Consider the following 18,165-nt stretch of genomic DNA (forward strand, 5'->3'; position numbering starts at 1 on the left):
GCCCCTGTTTTATATGAGCATGCAAATTATCAACGCCCGACTACGCCAGCGCCCTGAGCTTTACCGACTTGAGATTGAGAACGGCACGTTCACGTCGATTACCGTGCAAGACGCACCGCAAACAGCCATTGAGGGGCAGATTGATGCGGGCGCCAAGCTCGTTTGCGCGCCCTTTATTGAGCCCCATATTCATTTAGACGCTGCCCTTACGGCGGGCGAGCCTAGCTGGAACCAGAGCGGCACACTGTTTGAAGGTATTGAGCGCTGGGGCGAGCGTAAACCCATGCTTACCGAAACGGATATTCGCGAGCGGGCTCTGAAGACCCTGAATTTGTTGATCGGCAATGGCGTGCAGTTTGTGCGCACCCACGCCGATACCAGCGACCCTAGCCTGATTGGCCTTAAAACGCTGTGCGCTTTGCGCGACGAGTTAAAAGATAAAATTGATATTCAGGTGGTCGCCTTCCCGCAAGACGGCCTGCTCTCTTATCCCGGCGGTGACAAGCTGATGGAAGAGGCGCTGGAGGTCGGCGCCGATGTGGTGGGCGGTATTCCCCACTTCGAGTACACCCGTGAGCTGGGAGTGGCTTCCATGAAACGGGTGATTGAGCTAGCGATCAAATACGACCGCTTGGTGGATGTGCACTGTGACGAGATTGACGATCCCAACTCGCGCTTTCTCGAAGTTCTGGCCTACGAAGCACTGTTTAACGACTTAGGCAGCCGTGTGACCGCCAGTCACACCACGGCGATGCACTCCTACGACAACGCTTACTGCTCCAAACTGTTTCTGCTGCTCAAGCGTTCGGGCATCAACTTTGTCTCCTGCCCCACCGAGAGCATCCACCTGCAGGGGCGCTTTGACACCTACCCGAAACGGCGCGGCGTGACGCGTGTTAAGGAGCTCAACGCAGCGGGCATTAACGTCTGCTTTGCCGAGGACTCCATCTTCGATCCCTGGTACTCACTGGGGAATGGCAAGCTGTTGCGAACGCTGGATTTTGGCCTGCATATCTGCCAAATGATGGGCTATCAGGACTTCAGCCAGGCGCTTTCGCTGATTACCGACAACAGCGCCCGCACGCTCAATATTGAAGCGCGTTACGGCATCGAGGTCGGCAAGCCCGCCAGCTTCAACCTATTGGAGGGCGAGGATGACTACAGCGTGCTGCGCACTCAAGGCGAAGTGCTGCTTTCTGTACGCCACGGCGAGATCATTATGCAGCGCGAGCCAGCCAAAATTACGACGCCCCCCTGGCTTGGCTAATGTAGCAAAGGCACGTTAAATTAGTTATTTGACCGAGAACGTTAATGCCGAATGTTCATGACCGGGGGTATCCACAATGGGAATAGAAACCGTTCGTCAATTCTTTGCCGAGCATGCACCGGATGTAAACATCGAAGTACTTGAAACCAGCACAGCTACCGTTCAGCTCGCCGCTGACGCCCACGGCGTAGTGCCAGGGCAAATTGCCAAAACTCTGGCATTCAAAGTCGGTGAAAAGCCGCTATTGATTGTGGCCAGTGGCGATGCGCGTATCGACAACCGCAAAATCCGCGATACCTTCGGCGGCAAGGCCAAAATGCTCGACGCCGAGACGGTCATGGAACTGACCAGCCACCCGGTGGGCGGCGTTTGCCCCTTTGGGCTTGCCACTGACCTGCCGGTTTACTGCGATGAATCGCTCCACGCCTATGACGAAGTGCTACCTGCCGCTGGTTCGCCCACCAGCGCCGTGCGCCTAAGCCCAAAGCGTTTGGCCGAGCTGGTCAATGCCACGTGGGTGGATGTGTGCAAGCTGCCGGAAAACGCCACTTAAACACGCACCTATAACGCCGTGTTATTTAATATCGAGTAAATAACCGTAGAACGCCGTATTACGCTGCCAGCCTAATGATTCATAAAGGTGCTGGGCGCGCTCGTTCTCAACCTGGGTCATTAGCATCAATCGTGCCACGCCGTGATCATGGGCTAGCTGGGTGGCAGCTTCCATTAACACCCTACCGGTGCCTTTATCACGACATTCTGGCAGCACAAACAGATCATTTAACGTCCAGCGGGCATTTAAGCCCACTGTGGAAACCCCAGGGTAGAGCTGCACAAAACCCGTGAGCACGCCTTCGCTGTTCTCGCTAACCAGAATGAATGAATCTCCTAGCCCCATGCGCTGATCTAAAAAATCGCGCGCTGATTGAATATCACTCGGCTGCTTATAAAACTGACGATAGCCATCAAGTAATATGCTAAGAGGTTCTAAGTCATTGAGTACCGCCGAACGAACGTTAACCATAACGACTGCTCCGTGTGAGAGGTGATTTAACAAAGCTTGCCGTCATAGTGGTCTATAATAAAGAGCCACTTATCGCCAAATTAAGGGTACCAGTGAAAAGACGTGACGCTGCCAGTGACTGGATTGTGGAAGCGCTAGCGCTAAGGCTAACCACGAATGAAGCCACCACGCTTGTGCAGCAACTTTACTGCTCGCTTAAGGAGTGGATTCAACATGGTGAGCTGACGGCTGGCGATGCGCTTCCTTCTTCCCGCTATTTGGCTTGGGCTTTGGGTGTTAGCCGTAATACGGTGCTGGCCACCATGGATCGGCTTCTGGCGGAAGGGTTGCTGATTTCCCGCCAGGGTGCAGGACTCTATGTGGCGAACCTCCCCGCGCTGTTAACCCGAGCGGAGTTTCCACCCCCTTTGCCTGTCCGCTACTCAAGCCGGGGTAACAAGCTATTAACACTCAGCGGAACCTTGAGCCACGGCCATCGCGCCTTTGCCCCAGGCGTCCCGGCGCTCGATCTATTTCCCCGCGAGCAGTGGCAGCGCCTTTTAAGGCGTCACTATTATCACGCAGAAATGGCATGGATGGATTATCAAACCAGCGGTGGTTTACCTGCACTCAAAGCGGCTCTTAGTGACTATCTAAGACTCTCCCGCGCGGTGCGCTGCCAGCCAGAGCAGATTGTGATTACCCAAGGCGCCCAGCAGGCGTTTGAACTGATTGCTCAACTGCTCACTGACCCTGGTGATTCGGTTTGGATGGAAGAGCCAGGGTACGGTGGCGCCCAGGCCTGCTTTCTAGCGTCGGGATTGACGGTAACGCCCATACCCGTCGATAAAGAAGGCTTAAACCCATTACTTGCTCCCGAGAATGCGCCAACACCTCGGCTAATTTACGTGACACCCTCTCACCAGTATCCCAGTGGCGTGACCATGCCAGTGCCCAGGCGGCTGGCGTTACTTGAGCATGCTTCTCGCACTGGTAGTTGGGTCATTGAAGACGATTACGACAGCGAATTTCGGTACGACACGCCACCGACGCCCTCTCTACAGGGTCTTGCCGAGCAGTCATCGGTTATTTATGTAGGCACCTTCAGTAAAGTGCTTTATCCCGGCTTACGCTTAGGCTATTTGGTGCTGCCTGATACACTTGCCAACGACTTCAGACGTGCCCATGCACGACTGCACCGTGAAGGTAACTATCCCGTGCAATCGGCGCTTGCTGAATTTATTACCAGCGGGCACTTTACTCGTCACATCGCCCGGATGCGGGCGGCTTATCGCCAGCGCCAAGCCTGTTTACGCACGGCATTAGCGCCTGCTGTGGCCGCTGGGCTTCGGCTTTCTGACGGCCATGCAGGTATGCATCTATTAGCTGAACTCGATACTATTGAGGAAGAGGGGATGCTCGTTAAGCACGCCAGTGAAGCGGGCATTACGCTCTCTCCACTTTCACGCTACTACCTTTCCGAGAATAAGCGCCCTGGATTAGTGCTCGGCTATGCGGGCTCGACTGAAAGCGAGCTTCTAGCGGCAGGCGCATGGCTTAGCGATACATGGTTAAGCTTAAACCACTCACATCTTGGACTAAACAATTAGGAGCGCCCAATGCCCGATTTTATCGCCCCCGATGGAAACCCTCGCTGCCAATGGTGTGGCGGCGCGCCGGAGTTTCTACCCTACCACGATAACGAGTGGGGCTTCCCGGTAGACAATGATCAGCGGCTATTTGAGAAGCTTTGCTTAGAGAGTTTTCAGTCGGGCTTGAGCTGGCGCACTATTCTCAATAAACGCGAGAACTTCCGCACTGCATTTCACCACTTCGATTTTCATCAGGTTGCCCACTTTAGCGAAGATGATGTGCAACGCTTGCTGCAAGACGCGGGTATTATTCGCCACCGGGGTAAAATCGAAGCCGTCATTAATAATGCCCAGCGGGCACAAGTAATGGTGGAACAGGAAGGTTCGCTGGCCGCCTTCTTCTGGCGTTACGAGCCAGACGCCGATTCAATCGCCGCGCCGCAAACCCAGACCACCTCGCCTGAATCCATCGCACTTTCCAAAGAGTTGAAAAAGCGCGGCTGGAAATTCGTTGGCCCAACGACCGCTTTTGCCTTTATGCAGGCAATGGGGCTACTTAATGATCACTCGCTAAGTTGCATCACCCGCGATCGGGTCGAACAGGCAAGACAGCGGTTTCAGCGACCGGTGTAACAAAAAAGGCGTAAGGCACTATACTTCTTGCATGCTTGGCAAACGAAGACGCCATAGACAGATAGCCTACCTGCGTATTATCTGGGCATCTTCCTGTAGTAAGGTATGGTTCTTTAAGCACTTATCAATAAACCGAACAGCAAGGGGACAACACGTTCCCAATGGGGTCAACGTGGTTCAATCGTTCTCTTCACCTACAGAATCCCGCGCCTCACGATGTAAAGCTTGGAGTGTGCATATATTCACCGCCAGCGGTGTACTGCTCGGCACAATGGCGCTGCTCGCACTGGTTGATGATAATCCCGTTGCTTGCCTGCTCTGGCTGGGTGCCGCAATGATGATAGATGGTATTGATGGCACGTTAGCACGTAAGTATGAAGTGAAGGCCATACTGCCCCATTTTGATGGTTCAACGCTCGATATGGTCATTGATTATCTGACCTGGGCCTTTATTCCTGCCCTATTCATCTACTACTTCATTGAACTGCCGCCCTATTTAGGGCTGCTATCCGTATTTATCATTCTGCTGTCATCGATGTTCTGCTTCTGCAACGTCGATATGAAAAGCCAGGACAATTACTTTGTTGGCTTTCCTGCCGCCTGGAACATCGCCGCGGCCTATTTCTATATTCTCGACTTCCCGCCTTTCATCACCTTTGCCGCTATCGTCTTTCTGGCCATCCTTACCGTCACTAAGATGAAGTTTCTCCACCCCTTTCGTGTGCGCCAGTTCATGCCGTTCAATATTGCCATCACGCTGGTGTGGTGTGCATGTACAACGTCGTTGGTACTCTCAAGCCCTGAGCACGCCACCTGGGCTTTATGGGGGTGGGGCATTGCGTCTGTTTACTTTGCCGGTATGTGCCTATGGCGTACGGCGCAAGAGTGCTTTTATTGAACTTGCTGCCTAACTGCACAAGGAGCACGGAAGATGTCACTGACCCCGCGGCAACAGGAGAAGTTCAGAGCGCTGGCGGCAGAGATCGAAGGAATCGATGTCGAGGTCTACAAGCGCTTTGAGCGCGATCCTCTGGAGCCGATCATCGGTCTTGGGCAACGCAATCTGCGCATTGGCTTTTTCGGGCGCGACCCAGGGCGCGATGAGGTACGCCATGGCGAACCCTTTATCGGCGCTGGGGGGCAATTGGTCAGAAAGGCGCTGTATGAGCACCTTTATGATGAGAAAATGCCGGATTTCGAAGCATCAAAAGCCGTGGGCGAGCACTTTTTCTGGATCAATACCGTGCCCTACAAGCCCTTCGGCAACAAGGCGTGGTCGATGAAGGTCAAACGCCACTTCCACGGCCTGATGAACGAGGTTCTGATCTCCCGCTGGGAAGGACGAACCCTCATTACGTTAGGACGCGAAGCCTTCCTGTGGTTTGGCATTGGTCGTTCAAAGGAGGAGCGTGCGCGTTTGGAGGCCTTCTGGAAGAGTGAGAATCGCTTTGAGAGCCATATCGAAGTGACGCTGGAGGATGATCGGGGCAAGGCACAGGCCTTTACACTCTACCCACTTCCTCACCCCTCTCCCCTCAATCAGACCTGGTATGCACGCTTCCCAGGTCTATTGAAGCAGCGCCTAGAGCAGTTGGATGTACGTCCAGACAACCTCACGCTGTAAAGACGTAACCGCCCTCATTTAAGGCGACAGCTGGTTGGACGCTAATCATGCAAGGGTAGAGTAAAGTCCAGAAGCACCTTCGGGCCGCTTGGGCTAAGTGCCATCTCAACAGCTTGTCGCCACTCTTGGCGTGAAAACACTTGATAATCAGGCATCGCTGACTGATCTAAAAGTCTCCAGATAGCCGAGAATTTGTGCTGCCAAGTTTCTCCAGACATGCTGGCCAAACTATCGCGCAGGTGAAACCTTCTGTAGCGAGCGCAAGGCTTGGAATCCAATTGAATCGCCTGCCCTGTCAATAATCCGTAGGCGATAAACGTCGCCCCCGGTGCCATTAATTGCAATATATTTGCCGCGACGCGGCCACCTAAAGCGTCAAACACCACATCAGATTCACGGGCCATACGCGAGATCTTGGGCATATTGTGAATCGATATCGGTTTGATACCGAGCTGTTCCAGGCGGGCAACTCTACTCTCGGAGCGGTATATGCCGACAACCTCCCTGGCGCCGTGCTGATAGGCCCATGCCCCAAGATAGTCAGCGCAATTGGAACCCGCTCCACTGAGAAGAACACGCTTTCCCTCGACAGGCCAAGTCTTAAGCATGGTCAGAGCAGCCAAGGGATTAATGTAGGCACGCGCGGCAACGGCATCAGAAATGGTATCGGGAACGGGTACTGCGAGTGCCGCATCACAATCTAGAACCGTCTGCCAAGTGCCTTCGCCTCGTAATGGGAGCACTCGCTTTCCGATAAGAGAGGCATACTGTCTAGGTGCCTCAATAACGCGCCCCACTCCTTCGTAACCGGCGACAGCAGGGAGCTTTATACGGTGAGAATAAGCACCGGAGATGGGAATCAAGTCAGATGGGTTAACGGGAGCACATAACATCCTCACCCTGAGCTTACCCTCACCCAAACGAGGAACGTCCGCGGTTTCCATGTTCAATGTTTCAAGCGGCCGTCCGAACGCGCGATAGGTGAGAGCATGACGACGCATGGTTACCTCGAACATAGCGGATAAATTTCCATGACCTAATATGGATAAGGATAAATGCTCAAGGTTGCGGTTTAGACGTGAACTTAGATAACGCTTGTCGCATGCGTCTGAGCTTCCTCCACCATCTCGGTGGCTAGCTCACCCACGGTACGCACGGCGTTTTCGATGCCGGGTGTTAACGTGAACGCATAGTTAAGACGCAGGCATTGGCGAAACTTGCCCGAAGCTGAAAACAGCGATCCCGGCGCAACATGGATAGCATGTTGCGCTAAGCGCTGATTGAGCTTCACACAGTCCACCGCGGCGGGTAGCTCTACCCATAGCAAAAAACTGCCTTGGGGGTAGCTAATACCCGCGTCCTTGGGGAAGTAGCGCTGAACCCAACTGATCATGATATCGCGCTGGCGCTGATATTGGCGGGTGGCGTAACGGACATGGCGCTCGTAGTGCCCTTTGGCGACGAATTCTGCCACTGCCAGCTGCGGCAGCGTGGCTGAAGCACCGGTGGAGACATACTTCATATGCAGTGCCTGATCACGGTAGCGCCCTGGCGCCAGCCAACCCACTCTTAACCCCGGCCCCACGGTTTTGGAAAAGCCGCTGCACAGCATCACGCGCCCGTCGTCATCGAAAGATTTCACGGTGCGCGGTCTTGGCAGACTAAATGACAAGTCGCCGTAGATATCGTCTTCGATAATGGCTACATCGAAGCGTTGAGCAAGCTGAAACAGCGCCCGCTTGCGTGCTTCAGGCATGGTGTAACCCAGCGGGTTGTTGTAAGTGGGCGTGACCTGTATCGCGCGGATTGGCCATTGCTCTAACGCTAGCTCCAGGGCTTCCAGACTGATGCCGGTTTGTGGGTCGGTGGGTATCTCCAGCGCTTTTAAGCCGTTGGCCTTGAGTATCTGCATGGTGCCGTAAAAGCTGGGTGAGTCCACGGCCACCACATCGCCGGGCTGGGTAAGGGTGCGCAGCGCGATGGCCAGCGCCTCCTGACAGCCGGTGGTTACCATAATGTCATCCGGGTGCAGCAGGCAGCCGGAGGCGATGGCCAACCGTGCCACCTGTTGGCGAAGCTCAGGGCTACCGTTCAACTTGTCGTAGTTGAACCCATGCAGGTCGTTACTACGATGAAGTCCAGCGAGTATCTTCGACAGCGGTCGCAGCGTCTCATAATCAAAATTCGGTATGCCGCGCCCCAAAAGCAGCCGAACGTCATCACGCTGAGTGGCGACAAGCTCCAGCACCTGATCCCATTGGGAAACATCCAACGGTCGTTGGGCAGGCCGAGAGACTGACGGTAGCACCGACGGCACGCGGCTAGGCAGTACGAAGTAGCCCGATTTTGGTCGAGACTCAATCAACCCCACGTCCATCAGTTGGCGGCAAGCCTCCTGGGCCGTCGAGATGCTAACGTCAAGCTCCTGGCACACTGCACGGATAGACGGCAGGCGATCACCCACACGGTAAATCCCGTGTTCGATACGCTCGCGCAAAATGCTGGCGACTTCTTCATAGCGCGTCATGACACTCCCCCTAATGCAGCCTGATAACGATACAGATGACCTCAACATCGGCCATACAGAGGCATAACACGCCCTTCTGTATCCTAAAAACATTAAACTCTATATCTGTATTCAAATGATAGCACTGAGTAATCTGGTTGAGCATATAACACGGAGGATTAGCCATGCCACGCTTCAGCCTCACCCAGCTTCGCTATCAGCTAAGATCTCAACTGCGTCAGTACCGTCACTATCATCGTAGTCGCCGACAGTTACTGGCGCTTGATGACAGACTACTTGACGATATTGGCATTGACCGCACACAGGCGCTCAAAGAGGGACATAAAGCGTTTTGGAAGCATACACCACTCGATGAGGGGCCTTATGAAAACCGCTGAGTATTACCTACTCGACGTCTTTACCGACCAGCCGTTTACCGGCAACCCATTGGCCGTCTTTCTAGAGGCTGATGGGTTGGCAGACAGTACCATGCAGGCGCTGGCTAATGAGCTCAACCTGGCTGAAACGGTGTTTTTAAGTTCAGCCACTGAACCGAATCACTACCCGATGCGGATTTTTACGCCGACTCGTGAACTACCTTTTGCAGGCCACCCCACGGTAGGCACCGCGCATTTGCTAAGGGAACTGGATTTAGTGAACCACGGGCAAGGCGTTGTGCTCCAGCCTCCTATCGGCGAGCTAGTGGTTAAGTATGAACATGATAGGGCAACGTTTAAGACCGCCCAGCCCGCCATGGTCACCGGCAGCACTATTGATCGCATCACTGCCGTTGAGCTGCTGGGATTGGACATCCATCAGGTTATTGGTGATCCGGTGATTGCCTCCTTTGGGCTACCCTTTCATTTGATCGAACTCACTGACGTGGCAGCGTTAGAGAGCGTGCGTATTGCTACGACGGCTTGGGCAAGTGCTGTTATGGCTAGCAGCGCCGTCCAGATTTACCTGTATGTGATTGAACAACAAGGCGGGGCAGAAACGATTGTTCACAGCCGCATGTTTTGTATGCATGCGAGCATTTGCGAAGACCCCGCTACCGGTAGCGCCGCAGCTGCTTTAACCGGCTATTTGGCCTCACTTCAACCCGGTGCTTTGCAGTGCAAGATTCATCAGGGTGTTGAGATGGGGCGTCCCAGCGTTATCTACACAGCAGCAAATGACGGTATCAAACCCGGTTTTGTGCAGGTTGGCGGTAACGCAGTGGTCGTGGGTAAGGGAGAGTTTTACCTAGAACAGTAACCAAAAGCTGAAACAAAAAAAGAGTGCCCACGTTATCGCGGACACTCAGCATCTGTTCTCAGTTGGCTAACGTTATGCTGCCTGTACCTCAATACGGCGGGTACGGTGGCTATCTTTCTTGGGCAGCGTTAGCGTCAGTACGCCGTTGGCGAGAGTGGCGCTAATGGCATCACTATCCACTTCATGACTGAGGTTAAAACGCCGCGCAAAACGCTGGCCGCGAACCTCGGCGTGCAGCGCGCTCAGCCCTTCGGGCATATTTAGCGCTATCTCACCCTCCAAGCTCAGCACGTTGTTGTCGAGCTCTATTTTCAGCGTTTCATTAGTCACGCCGGGCATATCCGCCACCAGTTTGAGCGCGTTAGACTCCTCAATGATATCCACCGCTGGCAGCAGGGTTTCTTGAGAGCGTTGCTCTTCGCCACGCTGTAAAAGCGGGGAGTGGTTGGATGAACGAACAACGTTATTCATGATTTATCCCTCCTTATTCAAGGTTAACAAACATGATTTACGCCGCCTGAACATCAATACGTCGCGGCTTGAGCTCTTCGCGCTTAGGCAGCACGATCTCAAACACTCCATGGGCATGGCGTGCCTCTGCCCGTTCGGCATCGAGACCGTCGGGGAGCGCAATCGCTCTAACAAACTCACCGCTGGCGCGCTCACGACGAAATACCGGGCGCGAGCTGCCATCTTCATTACTACCCGTCACAGCATCGCGTTTGCCACGCAGTGTCAGCACATTATCCTGAACATCGATGGTCAAATCCGAGGGTGCCAAACCCGCCGCAAACACATAGACCCTCACGGCATCGTCGCTCCTGGCGACATTGATCATCGGAAAACTACCACGCGGCACTGCACGAATATCCATCGCGTTGCCGTCGGGGAAGAAGCCATCCAGCAGTTGACTAAACCAGTCAAGCTGGCGTGGCGAGCCGGTTTCAAAACGCTTGAGATCATCGAACATATCGAACACCTCCTACGTTAAGCAGACTGTGAGAATTGCGATAAGAGGCAGCCTCTTATCCACTCCACCGAAGCAGCCTCTACAGTTTGCAACATAGGAGCGGTCAATCAATTTTCAAGGGTCTGGATGGCAATTTTTTTGGGCTATTTAACCGGCCAAAGACAGCACATTAAGGCCCCTTTGAAGGTCGATGCTCACAACGGTCAAGCCACCGTCACGTCGGTAGAGAGATAGACATCCTGGATCGCATGCAGCAGCTCAACGCCTTCCTGCATTGGTTTCTGGAAGGCCTTACGTCCAGAAATCAGCCCCATCCCACCCGCACGCTTGTTGATCACCGCCGTGCGCACCGCTTCGCCGAGATCGGAGTGCCCCTTGGAACCACCGCCGGAATTAATCAAACCTGCGCGGCCCATAAAGCAGTTGGCGACCTGGTAACGGGCTAGATCAATGGGGTGATCCGTGGTCAGCTCGTTATAAACCTTATCGTGGGTATGACCAAAGCCTACCGCACGGTAGCCACCATTGTTCTCAGGCAGTTTCTGTTTGACGATATCTGCTTTAAGGGTTGCAGCCATATGGTTCGCCTGGCTGGTGAGGTCGGCTGCGACATGATAATCGGTGCCGTCCTGCTTGAAGGCTGGATTGCGCAGATAAGCCCACAAGACCGTTACCATTCCCAATTGATGCGCGCGCTCAAAGGCCTCGCTAATCTCCATGATTTGCCGACGGCTCTCATGGGAGCCAAAGTAAATCGTCGCCCCCACCGCCACGCAGCCCATATCGTGGGCCTGCTCCACATCGGCAAATAGCGTTTGGTCGTATATCGCCGGGTAGCTCAGGGTTTCGTTATGGTTGAGCTTGAGCATCATTGGGATCTTGTGGGCATAGCGCCGCGCCACCGACGACAAAACACCCAGTGTCGATGCCACGCCGTTACAACCACCTTCGAGTGCCAGTTCAACGATATTGGCCGGGTCGAAATAGCGTGGGTTAGGGGCAAAAGAGGCGCCTGCCGAATGTTCAATGCCCTGATCTACCGGCAGCAGGCTGAGGTAACCGGTACCCGCCAAGCGCCCGTGATTAAAAAAGCTCTGCATATTGCGCAGCACCGCTGGGCTGCGGTCGCTATCCGCCATAACACGGTCAATAAAATCTGGGCCCGGCAGGTGCAAGCTATCCCGGGGTACGCCCTGGCAGGTGTGATTAAGTAAACTATCGGCGTCACTGCCAAGCAACGCAGCTATATCAGTCATGATGAGCTCCTTTATATTTATATGTAACAAAAAGTAAGTGTATGCCAAAAACTGCTTAAATGAAGCGTATCGATTTAATAAAGCCTAGCGCTTCAATAGACCATAGGGGAAGCACCGCCGCAATCAGGTGGCTCTAGGTTTCCCGACAGTTGACAAGACTACGACTAAAGGATGAAAATACAATCACAAATGAGTTTTAGTCGCAAATAAGACTCCTTTTGTTTCCTTCGCTTCACACTTGGAATCACTTTATTCTAAGTACCTATTTTTCGGCGCAGCAACTTGCTCTTAATTAATCTTTGTGACAACTTTCATATATGAGAAAGATATCATGGACTTAACAGCAGGAACGCGCCAATGAAATGTACCGCATGCCAGCAAGGGGACTTAGTCCCCAGCTTTCTTGATGCCCTTTTCCGTAGTCATACTTGCAATAACTGCGGCGGCAACTGGATCTTGATTGAAGACTACATTAGCTGGAAAGAACGTCACCCCGAACATGTATTTGATGACATTTGCGTTGAAAGCATTGAAGCGGAAGACACCGTAGGCGCACTGATTTGCCCGGTGACCGGCGGCATTATGAGCAAGTTTCGCATTACTAAAGATAATGCTCACCGAATCGACTATAGCGCCCGCGTCGGGGGCGTTTGGTTGAATAAGGGTGAGTGGGAAATGCTGGTTGCGGAAGGGCTCGCAGGCAATCTGAACAGCATACTGACAGATTCCTGGCAAAAGCGGATACGTCAGGAAAAAACCAGTGAAACCTTTGAGCAGCTGTATCGCAGCAAGTTTGGTGATGCTGACTACCAAAAAGCTTGTGACGTGCGCGAGTGGCTGCATAGCCATTCTCAAAAAGCAGATTTACGTGCTTTCTTAATGGCAGAAAATCCTTACTCGGCTATTGAGTGAGTGCTTTTAGATAAATGATTAATCAGCCGCTGATAATCAGCGGCTGACTTTTAACGATTAAGTATCTCCAATCAATAACTCATGATTAGTGTTCGGGTAGTTCCTCCAGCAACATTACCCATCCTCCGTTCTTACCTTCCCCCATTGGCCAACCCCTTCCGCAATTAAGCTTAACTGGCGAACCACCAAGGCACCGGTCTCTTCATTGCCACCGGTTAACTGCCGACGTTGGAACTCACGCTTGATATCTGCCCAGCGCTGTTTTTCTTCCTCGCTCAAGGTGCCTCTAAGCTCTTTCAGCTTGAGCAGATTCTCTTCGGCCCCCTGGGTTAACAGCTGCGCTTCGCCGACGTAGTGATCATCAATGATCGCTTCAAGCTCGCCGTCGCTGAGGATTGGCGACATCTTCTCCGCCAACCGATTCATATTGCGGTAGCTGCCCTGTAGGCGGAACGGCGGCTCGGTGCGGTACTCGTCAGCCTGGGCGCTGGAGGCGATATACTGCTGATTGACGCGCAGCACCACTTCACGTGCTTTAAACATATTCTTCAGCACCGCCACGATCTCTTCACGCTCTGCGGCGCTATAGTCGTGTTCAAAGTCGGTGCTTGGCACCTCGCGACCCATGGCGATATCAACAAAGCGGTAGAAATCGTCCATGCCCCGCGTGGCCAAAGAGGCGAGCACCGTGTTGGCACTCATGGCGTTCTCGATGTAGGAGAGCGCAAACACCTCCTCCATGCCGCTTAATACATCGCCCAGGTTATAAACATCGGCGCGGTTGGCCAGCATGTCGGGCACTTTGAACACGTCGCCGCTTTCGGTGTAGGGGTTACCCGCCATGGCGATGCAGAAGCGCTTACCGCGCATATCGTAGGTCTTGGTGCGCCCGTTCCAGATACCGTCTACCCGCCGGCTGCCGTCACATAGCGAGATAAACTTCTGCAAAAACTCCGGGTGAGTATGCTGAATATCATCCAGATAGAGCATGACGTTGTTGCCCATTTCAAACGCCAAGTTGAGCTTGATCAGCTCGGCCCTGGCGGTGGAGTGGGTAGCCGCGTCAGGATCCAGCGAGGTCACATCATGGCCAAGGCTGGGGCAATTAATCTTCATAAAGATCAGCCCCAGGCGGTTCGCCACATACTCCATCAGGGTGGTTTTACCGTAGCCGGGGGGCGAGATCATCATCAGCAAACCACTATTATCCGTTCGCCGCGTATCTCCCACCGTGCCCATCTGCTTAGCCAGGTTATCGCCAATAATGGGTAGGTAGCTTTCGGTAATCAGCTTGTTGCGCACAAAGGAGTTTAGCGGTTTAGGTAGGTACTCTTCGAGCCGCAACCGTTCCCGCTGCTCGCGTAAAATCAGCTGACGACGCTCCTGCAGTGCCGTCCAGTCGCGTATCACGACCTGCTCGTGGTGGCGCAGCCGCTCCTGAAAGTCATCGAGCTGAAGCGACAACTCCTGCTGTTCTAAGCGCCCGTGCTGCCCCAGCAACCCGGTGACGGTGAAGGCTAGCTCGACATTATGGGTCGCGGTACTTAACCGGTCAGCCGTATTGAGCATAGCAATCGCTTCAGGCAGGTAGTGTAGCAACGCCTCTTGCTTGGCTTGCCCCGCGTGAGCCTGCAGCCAGTGGGAAGTGATCACCCAGCGGGCGCCGGGGTTACCCGCCACCACCGCCAAGGCCTCTTGGAAGTGTGCGTAATGCCCCTGCTGCTGCATGGAGGTGGTAAAGCTCTCCACTAAGCTGGCAGCGTACTGGGTGACCGGAAAACGTTCGCCCTCTTCAGCCAACTGGCGCACCAAAAAGTCAGTGGCACTGCTTATCTGACTCACCGAGCACTTGATCTGTTGGGCCGATACAAAAGCATCAAGCTGCGGTTGTACTTCCTGGATCAAAGCGTTTAGCAGATCCTCGTTATTCATAATGCGGCAAAGAATGCCCGCCGATAGACAGCGAGCGCGCAGATTACGGGTCGCGTCTTCATCATGAATACGGTCGGCCCAGAACAGCATCGCCAGCGCTCGGGGCAGCGGCCCAAAGCCTAGCAGACCAGCACTTTGGCGAGCCGGCCACAGGGTGCGTACGATTAACGCGGCGTCGTGGTCGTGGATACCTTTTTCGTAGCTTTCGCGGTAGCGCGGCGAGGCAAAATTGGCAATCTGACGCTGCAGCTCGCTGAAATCTTCCACATTAATGGGCTTGGCACCAGGCTGCGCCAGTTCACCCATAAAGCGATAGGCAAGGTACTCGGCGCGATAAACAGCGGGGCTTTCGGAAGGCAGCAGCATCCCCCAGTAGTCTTTCAGCTCGGTCAACCGCTCGTCTTCCAGTGGCTCGTAATACTGGGTGCCCGTCAGGTGCAGCATGATGCGCTCTTGGCGCGGCACCAGGGTTAAGTCGAGATGCTGTTGGTTGACGCTGAAGCGGTGACGCGGCCCCAAGCGAATAACATCGCCACCGGATTCATAGATATCGGAACGGTCGCGCACGCTACGCATGGCGGCGTCTTGAGAGGAGCGTAGCCGCCCGGCGATATCGTCCGCCTCAAGGTTACCGCCCATCTCGCGTAGCTCATCGATCATGCTACGCACTTTGCCCACCATGGCATCCGCTGCGAAGAAGCTATGCAGCTCTTCCAGGGTTTCAAAGCGCTCTGTGCGGCGCTCCACATTGGCCAGAATCCGCTGGCTGGCGTCCGTTAGGGTAGAGACACGGCGTTGACGCTCATCCTGCAACTGCTGGCGACGGGCTTCGATGCTTTCGTGGGCGCTTTCACGCTGTTCAAGAATGGTGGTTAAAAATTCATCAAATTCACCGAACTGACTCTCCAGCTCCTGGAGCTGATCGAGCATACGGGTCATTAGCTGATCGCAGTCGTCGGGCTCGCACAGCGCGCCGACTCCGTTGGCCAGGCTCTGCTCAAACAGGCGGATCTGCGCCGCAAACTGCGCCTGAGCCTCTGCGCTCCCCTGCTCTCTTAAACGGATCTCCGCTTCGGAGCGCTGCTGATTAATCGAGGCGTAGATGCTGGAGATATTCTCGGTAATCCGCGTTTGTTCAATAGCATCGCCGCCGGACATCGACGACAGCAGCCCTTGAATCATATCTAGGCCCGCGGTTAATTCGCGATAGCGCTCCACGCACTCCGCCAGTTGCTGGCGATTCTCTGCCTCACCCACCTGCTCTTTCAATGTCGCCAGGGTTTCCCGGTAGCCGTCCAAGGCTTCTGGCTGAGCAAGAAAGCTAAAAGTCTGCTGGGTTAGCGACTGTTCCGCTTTATCCAGCGCTTGCTCTAACGTTTGCAGGCGTTCCTCATCCAGATAGCGGCGCTCGCGCAGCGCCATCAGCCGACCACGATGGTCGCGTAAGTGCTTTAGGTAGGTAACAAATAAATCGGGGGTTTTCCAACTACTGGGCTTGAGCTCCCGCAGCAGCGCCGCCTGCTGTTTCTCAACCTCGTCTAGCGCCTGAGCAGTCTGGGCACGAATCGCCTGGACTTTCTCATACTCATCGAGCATCAGTTCAGCGGTGTGCTTTAGCTGTTCAAGCGCGGCGTGAATGGTTTTAAAGTCAGCTTCACCAATCCAGTGAAACTGGTTCAGCGTGCGGTCGACCCGCCGGATGATGGCGTTAAAGTGGCGCTCTGCTGCCTGCTGCTCGTTAGCGAGCTGCACAATACTATTGAGCTCAGCAATGCCGCGAACCAGATCAGGATTGCCAATTCGGCCTAGAGGCGTGTCGTTACGAACCGCATCCTGGGCATGAAAGCGCTCCGACATAAAGGGCGTCGCCCATACCTGGATGGGGTGAACCAGCGTAGGCTCGTCTTCGGCATAAAAAATCGCCAGATGGCCGTTTTCAAGTATCGCCGCCCCATGCCCCACCATGGGAGTATCGACCTGCTTGCGGATCAAGTTGTAGCGATAAAGCACCACCTGTCCGGTTTGCGGCGCGTAGAAAATGTAGAGAACATCTTCGCCGTTTGGCGAGCGCACCATGCGCTTGAAACGCAGGTCTTCTTCGGGGACTTCGTAGGTGGTCAACTCACCGGTATTTAAGTAGTAGCCTGAAGGGAAAATCAGGCCGTGGTTTTCCGGTAGCTCAACCACCGAACCCGCCATGGCATCGACACGTTTAACGTGCTGCTCGCCACGATTAAAAAGGTAGTAGCGCCACTGTTTCTCATTGAAGGGCAAAATGCGGATCAGCACCACCGCGCCGAGATCAGCATATTCAAAGCTGGCATCGTCCAGCGACTGGGAGTCAGACTCCACCGGGTCGGCAAATACCCCCTCGCCGCTGCTGGTGTTGTTCTCGATCTTGAAGGTAATGTTACCGCGCAGGTTATCCACGAAGACGGTATCAAGGATATTCAGATGGGGAGCGCGGCCTTGCTCCTGCATATCCCGACCTGCTGTCTGCCAGGGGAAGGCGAAGCGGTCGGGGAACACTAGGTCGCGCTCGCCGCGGTTATCGATATAGCGGCTCACCTCGCCGCTCGCGGCTAATTCCCAGCGGAAAACGCGCAGGTCGCTAAGTTTTTCACCTATTTGAAAAGCGATCAGCAGTTTGTTGTTCAGGGTGATCAGTTGAACCAGCGTAGCGTGACTGTAGTATTTCTGGAGTTCTTTGAAATCCTGAACAAAGCGGCTCTCGGTGAGGAAGCTACCCGCCATCGGCGCTTCACTTAACTCAAGCCCCTCTTCATCGTCTTTAAGGTAATAGAGCGCAAAGATATCGCTCGCTTCCAATGCCTTACGCAACCCCAGCTGAACATTGAAACCAAACAGGATTTGCTCACCAATGCGCACCATATCCCGCGCAATGGCGTTATTTTCGGTACGTACCCGGGCCCTGCCCAACAGCGCCATACTACTGCTACCAAAAACATCAGCACGAGCTTCGTTCAGCTTACCGATCGAAGCACCCAGTTCGCCGCCCTGGGTTCTCAAGCGCCGCTGAATCGTCTCGAATGCGGTGCTTTCTCTGACGATGTTTTCAACCGAAGAGTGCTCCTTCGACATAGTAGTCATCCTGAAAAAGTGCTCACTAGAAATAGCAAAGACCGCAATGGGGTGACGATTGCGGTCTTGGAAAGGTGTCACCGGCCGCTTGGAACGACATAGGCCGAGACT

General features: G+C 54.2%; 16 protein-coding genes. 9 read left to right on the forward strand and 7 right to left on the reverse strand.

Going from position 1 to position 18,165, the window contains the following annotated elements; translation table 11 throughout:
• Positions 1 to 13 precede the first annotated feature (13 nt).
• Positions 14 to 1,267: a cytosine deaminase gene (gene codA, locus JI62_RS20225; protein WP_088701902.1), complete on the forward strand. Its 1,254-nt coding sequence runs from the start codon at positions 14 to 16 to the stop codon at positions 1,265 to 1,267.
• A 76-nt stretch (positions 1,268 to 1,343) separates the two neighbouring features.
• Complete coding sequence (locus tag JI62_RS20230) at positions 1,344 to 1,820, forward strand: YbaK/EbsC family protein (protein WP_088701903.1); 477 nt, start codon at positions 1,344 to 1,346, stop codon at positions 1,818 to 1,820.
• 21 nt (positions 1,821 to 1,841) lie between these two features.
• On the opposite strand, the gene JI62_RS20235 is transcribed toward JI62_RS20230, so the two are convergent.
• The gene (locus JI62_RS20235; RefSeq protein WP_088701904.1) at positions 1,842 to 2,291 is read right to left on the reverse strand and encodes a GNAT family N-acetyltransferase; all 450 of its coding nucleotides are present in this window, start codon (positions 2,289 to 2,291) and stop codon (positions 1,842 to 1,844) included.
• A 92-nt stretch (positions 2,292 to 2,383) separates the two neighbouring features.
• Between JI62_RS20235 and JI62_RS20240 the strand changes: the two genes are divergently transcribed.
• The 4 genes from JI62_RS20240 (at position 2,384) to JI62_RS20255 (ending at position 6,119) form a co-directional block, all read left to right on the forward strand.
• Positions 2,384 to 3,880: a PLP-dependent aminotransferase family protein gene (locus JI62_RS20240; protein WP_088701905.1), complete on the forward strand. Its 1,497-nt coding sequence runs from the start codon at positions 2,384 to 2,386 to the stop codon at positions 3,878 to 3,880.
• Positions 3,881 to 3,889: 9 nt separating this feature from the next.
• The gene (locus JI62_RS20245; RefSeq protein WP_088701906.1) at positions 3,890 to 4,495 is read left to right on the forward strand and encodes a DNA-3-methyladenine glycosylase I; all 606 of its coding nucleotides are present in this window, start codon (positions 3,890 to 3,892) and stop codon (positions 4,493 to 4,495) included.
• 172 nt (positions 4,496 to 4,667) lie between these two features.
• The gene (gene pcsA, locus JI62_RS20250) at positions 4,668 to 5,393 is read left to right on the forward strand and encodes a phosphatidylcholine synthase (protein ID WP_346425912.1); all 726 of its coding nucleotides are present in this window, start codon (positions 4,668 to 4,670) and stop codon (positions 5,391 to 5,393) included.
• 33 nt (positions 5,394 to 5,426) lie between these two features.
• A complete protein-coding gene (locus JI62_RS20255; RefSeq protein ID WP_088701908.1) occupies positions 5,427 to 6,119 on the forward strand; it encodes a uracil-DNA glycosylase family protein in 693 nt (230 codons plus the stop codon).
• A gap of 41 nt (positions 6,120 to 6,160) precedes the next feature.
• Here JI62_RS20255 and JI62_RS20260 read toward each other — a convergent pair whose 3' ends face one another.
• Both JI62_RS20260 and JI62_RS20265 read right to left on the reverse strand, forming a co-directional pair.
• Positions 6,161 to 7,135 carry a zinc-dependent alcohol dehydrogenase family protein gene (locus JI62_RS20260; RefSeq protein WP_088701909.1) on the reverse strand — a complete coding sequence of 325 codons (975 nt, stop codon included), beginning with the start codon at positions 7,133 to 7,135 and terminating at the stop codon, positions 6,161 to 6,163.
• Between the two features lie 68 nt (positions 7,136 to 7,203).
• Positions 7,204 to 8,646: a PLP-dependent aminotransferase family protein gene (locus JI62_RS20265; RefSeq protein WP_088701910.1), complete on the reverse strand. Its 1,443-nt coding sequence runs from the start codon at positions 8,644 to 8,646 to the stop codon at positions 7,204 to 7,206.
• A 164-nt stretch (positions 8,647 to 8,810) separates the two neighbouring features.
• On the opposite strand from JI62_RS20265, the gene JI62_RS20270 reads away from it, so the two are divergent.
• Entirely contained in the window at positions 8,811 to 9,023 is a 213-nt protein-coding gene (locus JI62_RS20270; protein ID WP_088701911.1) for a DUF1127 domain-containing protein, read from the forward strand.
• Positions 9,010 to 9,882, forward strand: coding sequence for a PhzF family phenazine biosynthesis protein (locus JI62_RS20275; RefSeq protein WP_088701912.1), 873 nt, complete (start codon positions 9,010 to 9,012; stop codon positions 9,880 to 9,882). The genes JI62_RS20270 and JI62_RS20275 overlap by 14 nt, the downstream gene beginning before the upstream one ends.
• A 72-nt stretch (positions 9,883 to 9,954) precedes the next feature.
• On the opposite strand, the gene JI62_RS20280 is transcribed toward JI62_RS20275, so the two are convergent.
• The 3 genes from JI62_RS20280 to JI62_RS20290 all read right to left on the reverse strand — a co-directional run bounded on the left by JI62_RS20280 (position 9,955) and on the right by JI62_RS20290 (position 12,108).
• On the reverse strand, positions 9,955 to 10,353 hold the full coding sequence (locus JI62_RS20280; protein ID WP_088701913.1) for an Hsp20/alpha crystallin family protein: 399 nt from the start codon (positions 10,351 to 10,353) through the stop codon (positions 9,955 to 9,957).
• A 37-nt stretch (positions 10,354 to 10,390) separates the two neighbouring features.
• Positions 10,391 to 10,852, reverse strand: a complete 462-nt coding sequence (locus JI62_RS20285) for an Hsp20/alpha crystallin family protein (RefSeq protein ID WP_088701914.1) — start codon at positions 10,850 to 10,852, stop codon at positions 10,391 to 10,393.
• A 203-nt stretch (positions 10,853 to 11,055) separates the two neighbouring features.
• Positions 11,056 to 12,108, reverse strand: coding sequence for a class I fructose-bisphosphate aldolase (locus JI62_RS20290; protein WP_088701915.1), 1,053 nt, complete (start codon positions 12,106 to 12,108; stop codon positions 11,056 to 11,058).
• A gap of 357 nt (positions 12,109 to 12,465) precedes the next feature.
• On the opposite strand from JI62_RS20290, the gene JI62_RS20295 reads away from it, so the two are divergent.
• Positions 12,466 to 13,020, forward strand: a complete 555-nt coding sequence (locus JI62_RS20295) for a zf-TFIIB domain-containing protein (protein WP_088701916.1) — start codon at positions 12,466 to 12,468, stop codon at positions 13,018 to 13,020.
• 114 nt (positions 13,021 to 13,134) lie between these two features.
• On the opposite strand, the gene JI62_RS20300 is transcribed toward JI62_RS20295, so the two are convergent.
• Complete coding sequence (locus JI62_RS20300) at positions 13,135 to 18,054, reverse strand: DNA repair ATPase (protein WP_240513318.1); 4,920 nt, start codon at positions 18,052 to 18,054, stop codon at positions 13,135 to 13,137.
• Between the last annotated feature and the right edge of the window lie 111 nt (positions 18,055 to 18,165).

This window comes from Halomonas campaniensis (assembly GCF_002211105.1).
Lineage (GTDB): Bacteria > Pseudomonadota > Gammaproteobacteria > Pseudomonadales > Halomonadaceae > Vreelandella > Vreelandella campaniensis_A.

What these genes read in the sequence shown, in the direction of transcription:
- JI62_RS20245 (WP_088701906.1), top strand. Translation starts at nt 3,890, where the DNA reads ATGCCCGATTTTATCGCCCCCGATGGAAACCCTCGCTGCCAATGGTGT.
- JI62_RS20260 (WP_088701909.1), bottom strand. Translation starts at nt 7,135, where the DNA reads ATGTTCGAGGTAACCATGCGTCGTCATGCTCTCACCTATCGCGCGTTC.
- JI62_RS20230 (WP_088701903.1), top strand. Translation starts at nt 1,344, where the DNA reads ATGGGAATAGAAACCGTTCGTCAATTCTTTGCCGAGCATGCACCGGAT.
- JI62_RS20295 (WP_088701916.1), top strand. Translation starts at nt 12,466, where the DNA reads ATGAAATGTACCGCATGCCAGCAAGGGGACTTAGTCCCCAGCTTTCTT.
- JI62_RS20285 (WP_088701914.1), bottom strand. Translation starts at nt 10,852, where the DNA reads ATGTTCGATGATCTCAAGCGTTTTGAAACCGGCTCGCCACGCCAGCTT.
- JI62_RS20265 (WP_088701910.1), bottom strand. Translation starts at nt 8,646, where the DNA reads ATGACGCGCTATGAAGAAGTCGCCAGCATTTTGCGCGAGCGTATCGAA.
- JI62_RS20235 (WP_088701904.1), bottom strand. Translation starts at nt 2,291, where the DNA reads ATGGTTAACGTTCGTTCGGCGGTACTCAATGACTTAGAACCTCTTAGC.
- JI62_RS20290 (WP_088701915.1), bottom strand. Translation starts at nt 12,108, where the DNA reads ATGACTGATATAGCTGCGTTGCTTGGCAGTGACGCCGATAGTTTACTT.
- JI62_RS20280 (WP_088701913.1), bottom strand. Translation starts at nt 10,353, where the DNA reads ATGAATAACGTTGTTCGTTCATCCAACCACTCCCCGCTTTTACAGCGT.
- JI62_RS20270 (WP_088701911.1), top strand. Translation starts at nt 8,811, where the DNA reads ATGCCACGCTTCAGCCTCACCCAGCTTCGCTATCAGCTAAGATCTCAA.
- JI62_RS20300 (WP_240513318.1), bottom strand. Translation starts at nt 18,054, where the DNA reads ATGTCGAAGGAGCACTCTTCGGTTGAAAACATCGTCAGAGAAAGCACC.
- JI62_RS20275 (WP_088701912.1), top strand. Translation starts at nt 9,010, where the DNA reads ATGAAAACCGCTGAGTATTACCTACTCGACGTCTTTACCGACCAGCCG.
- codA (WP_088701902.1), top strand. Translation starts at nt 14, where the DNA reads ATGAGCATGCAAATTATCAACGCCCGACTACGCCAGCGCCCTGAGCTT.
- JI62_RS20255 (WP_088701908.1), top strand. Translation starts at nt 5,427, where the DNA reads ATGTCACTGACCCCGCGGCAACAGGAGAAGTTCAGAGCGCTGGCGGCA.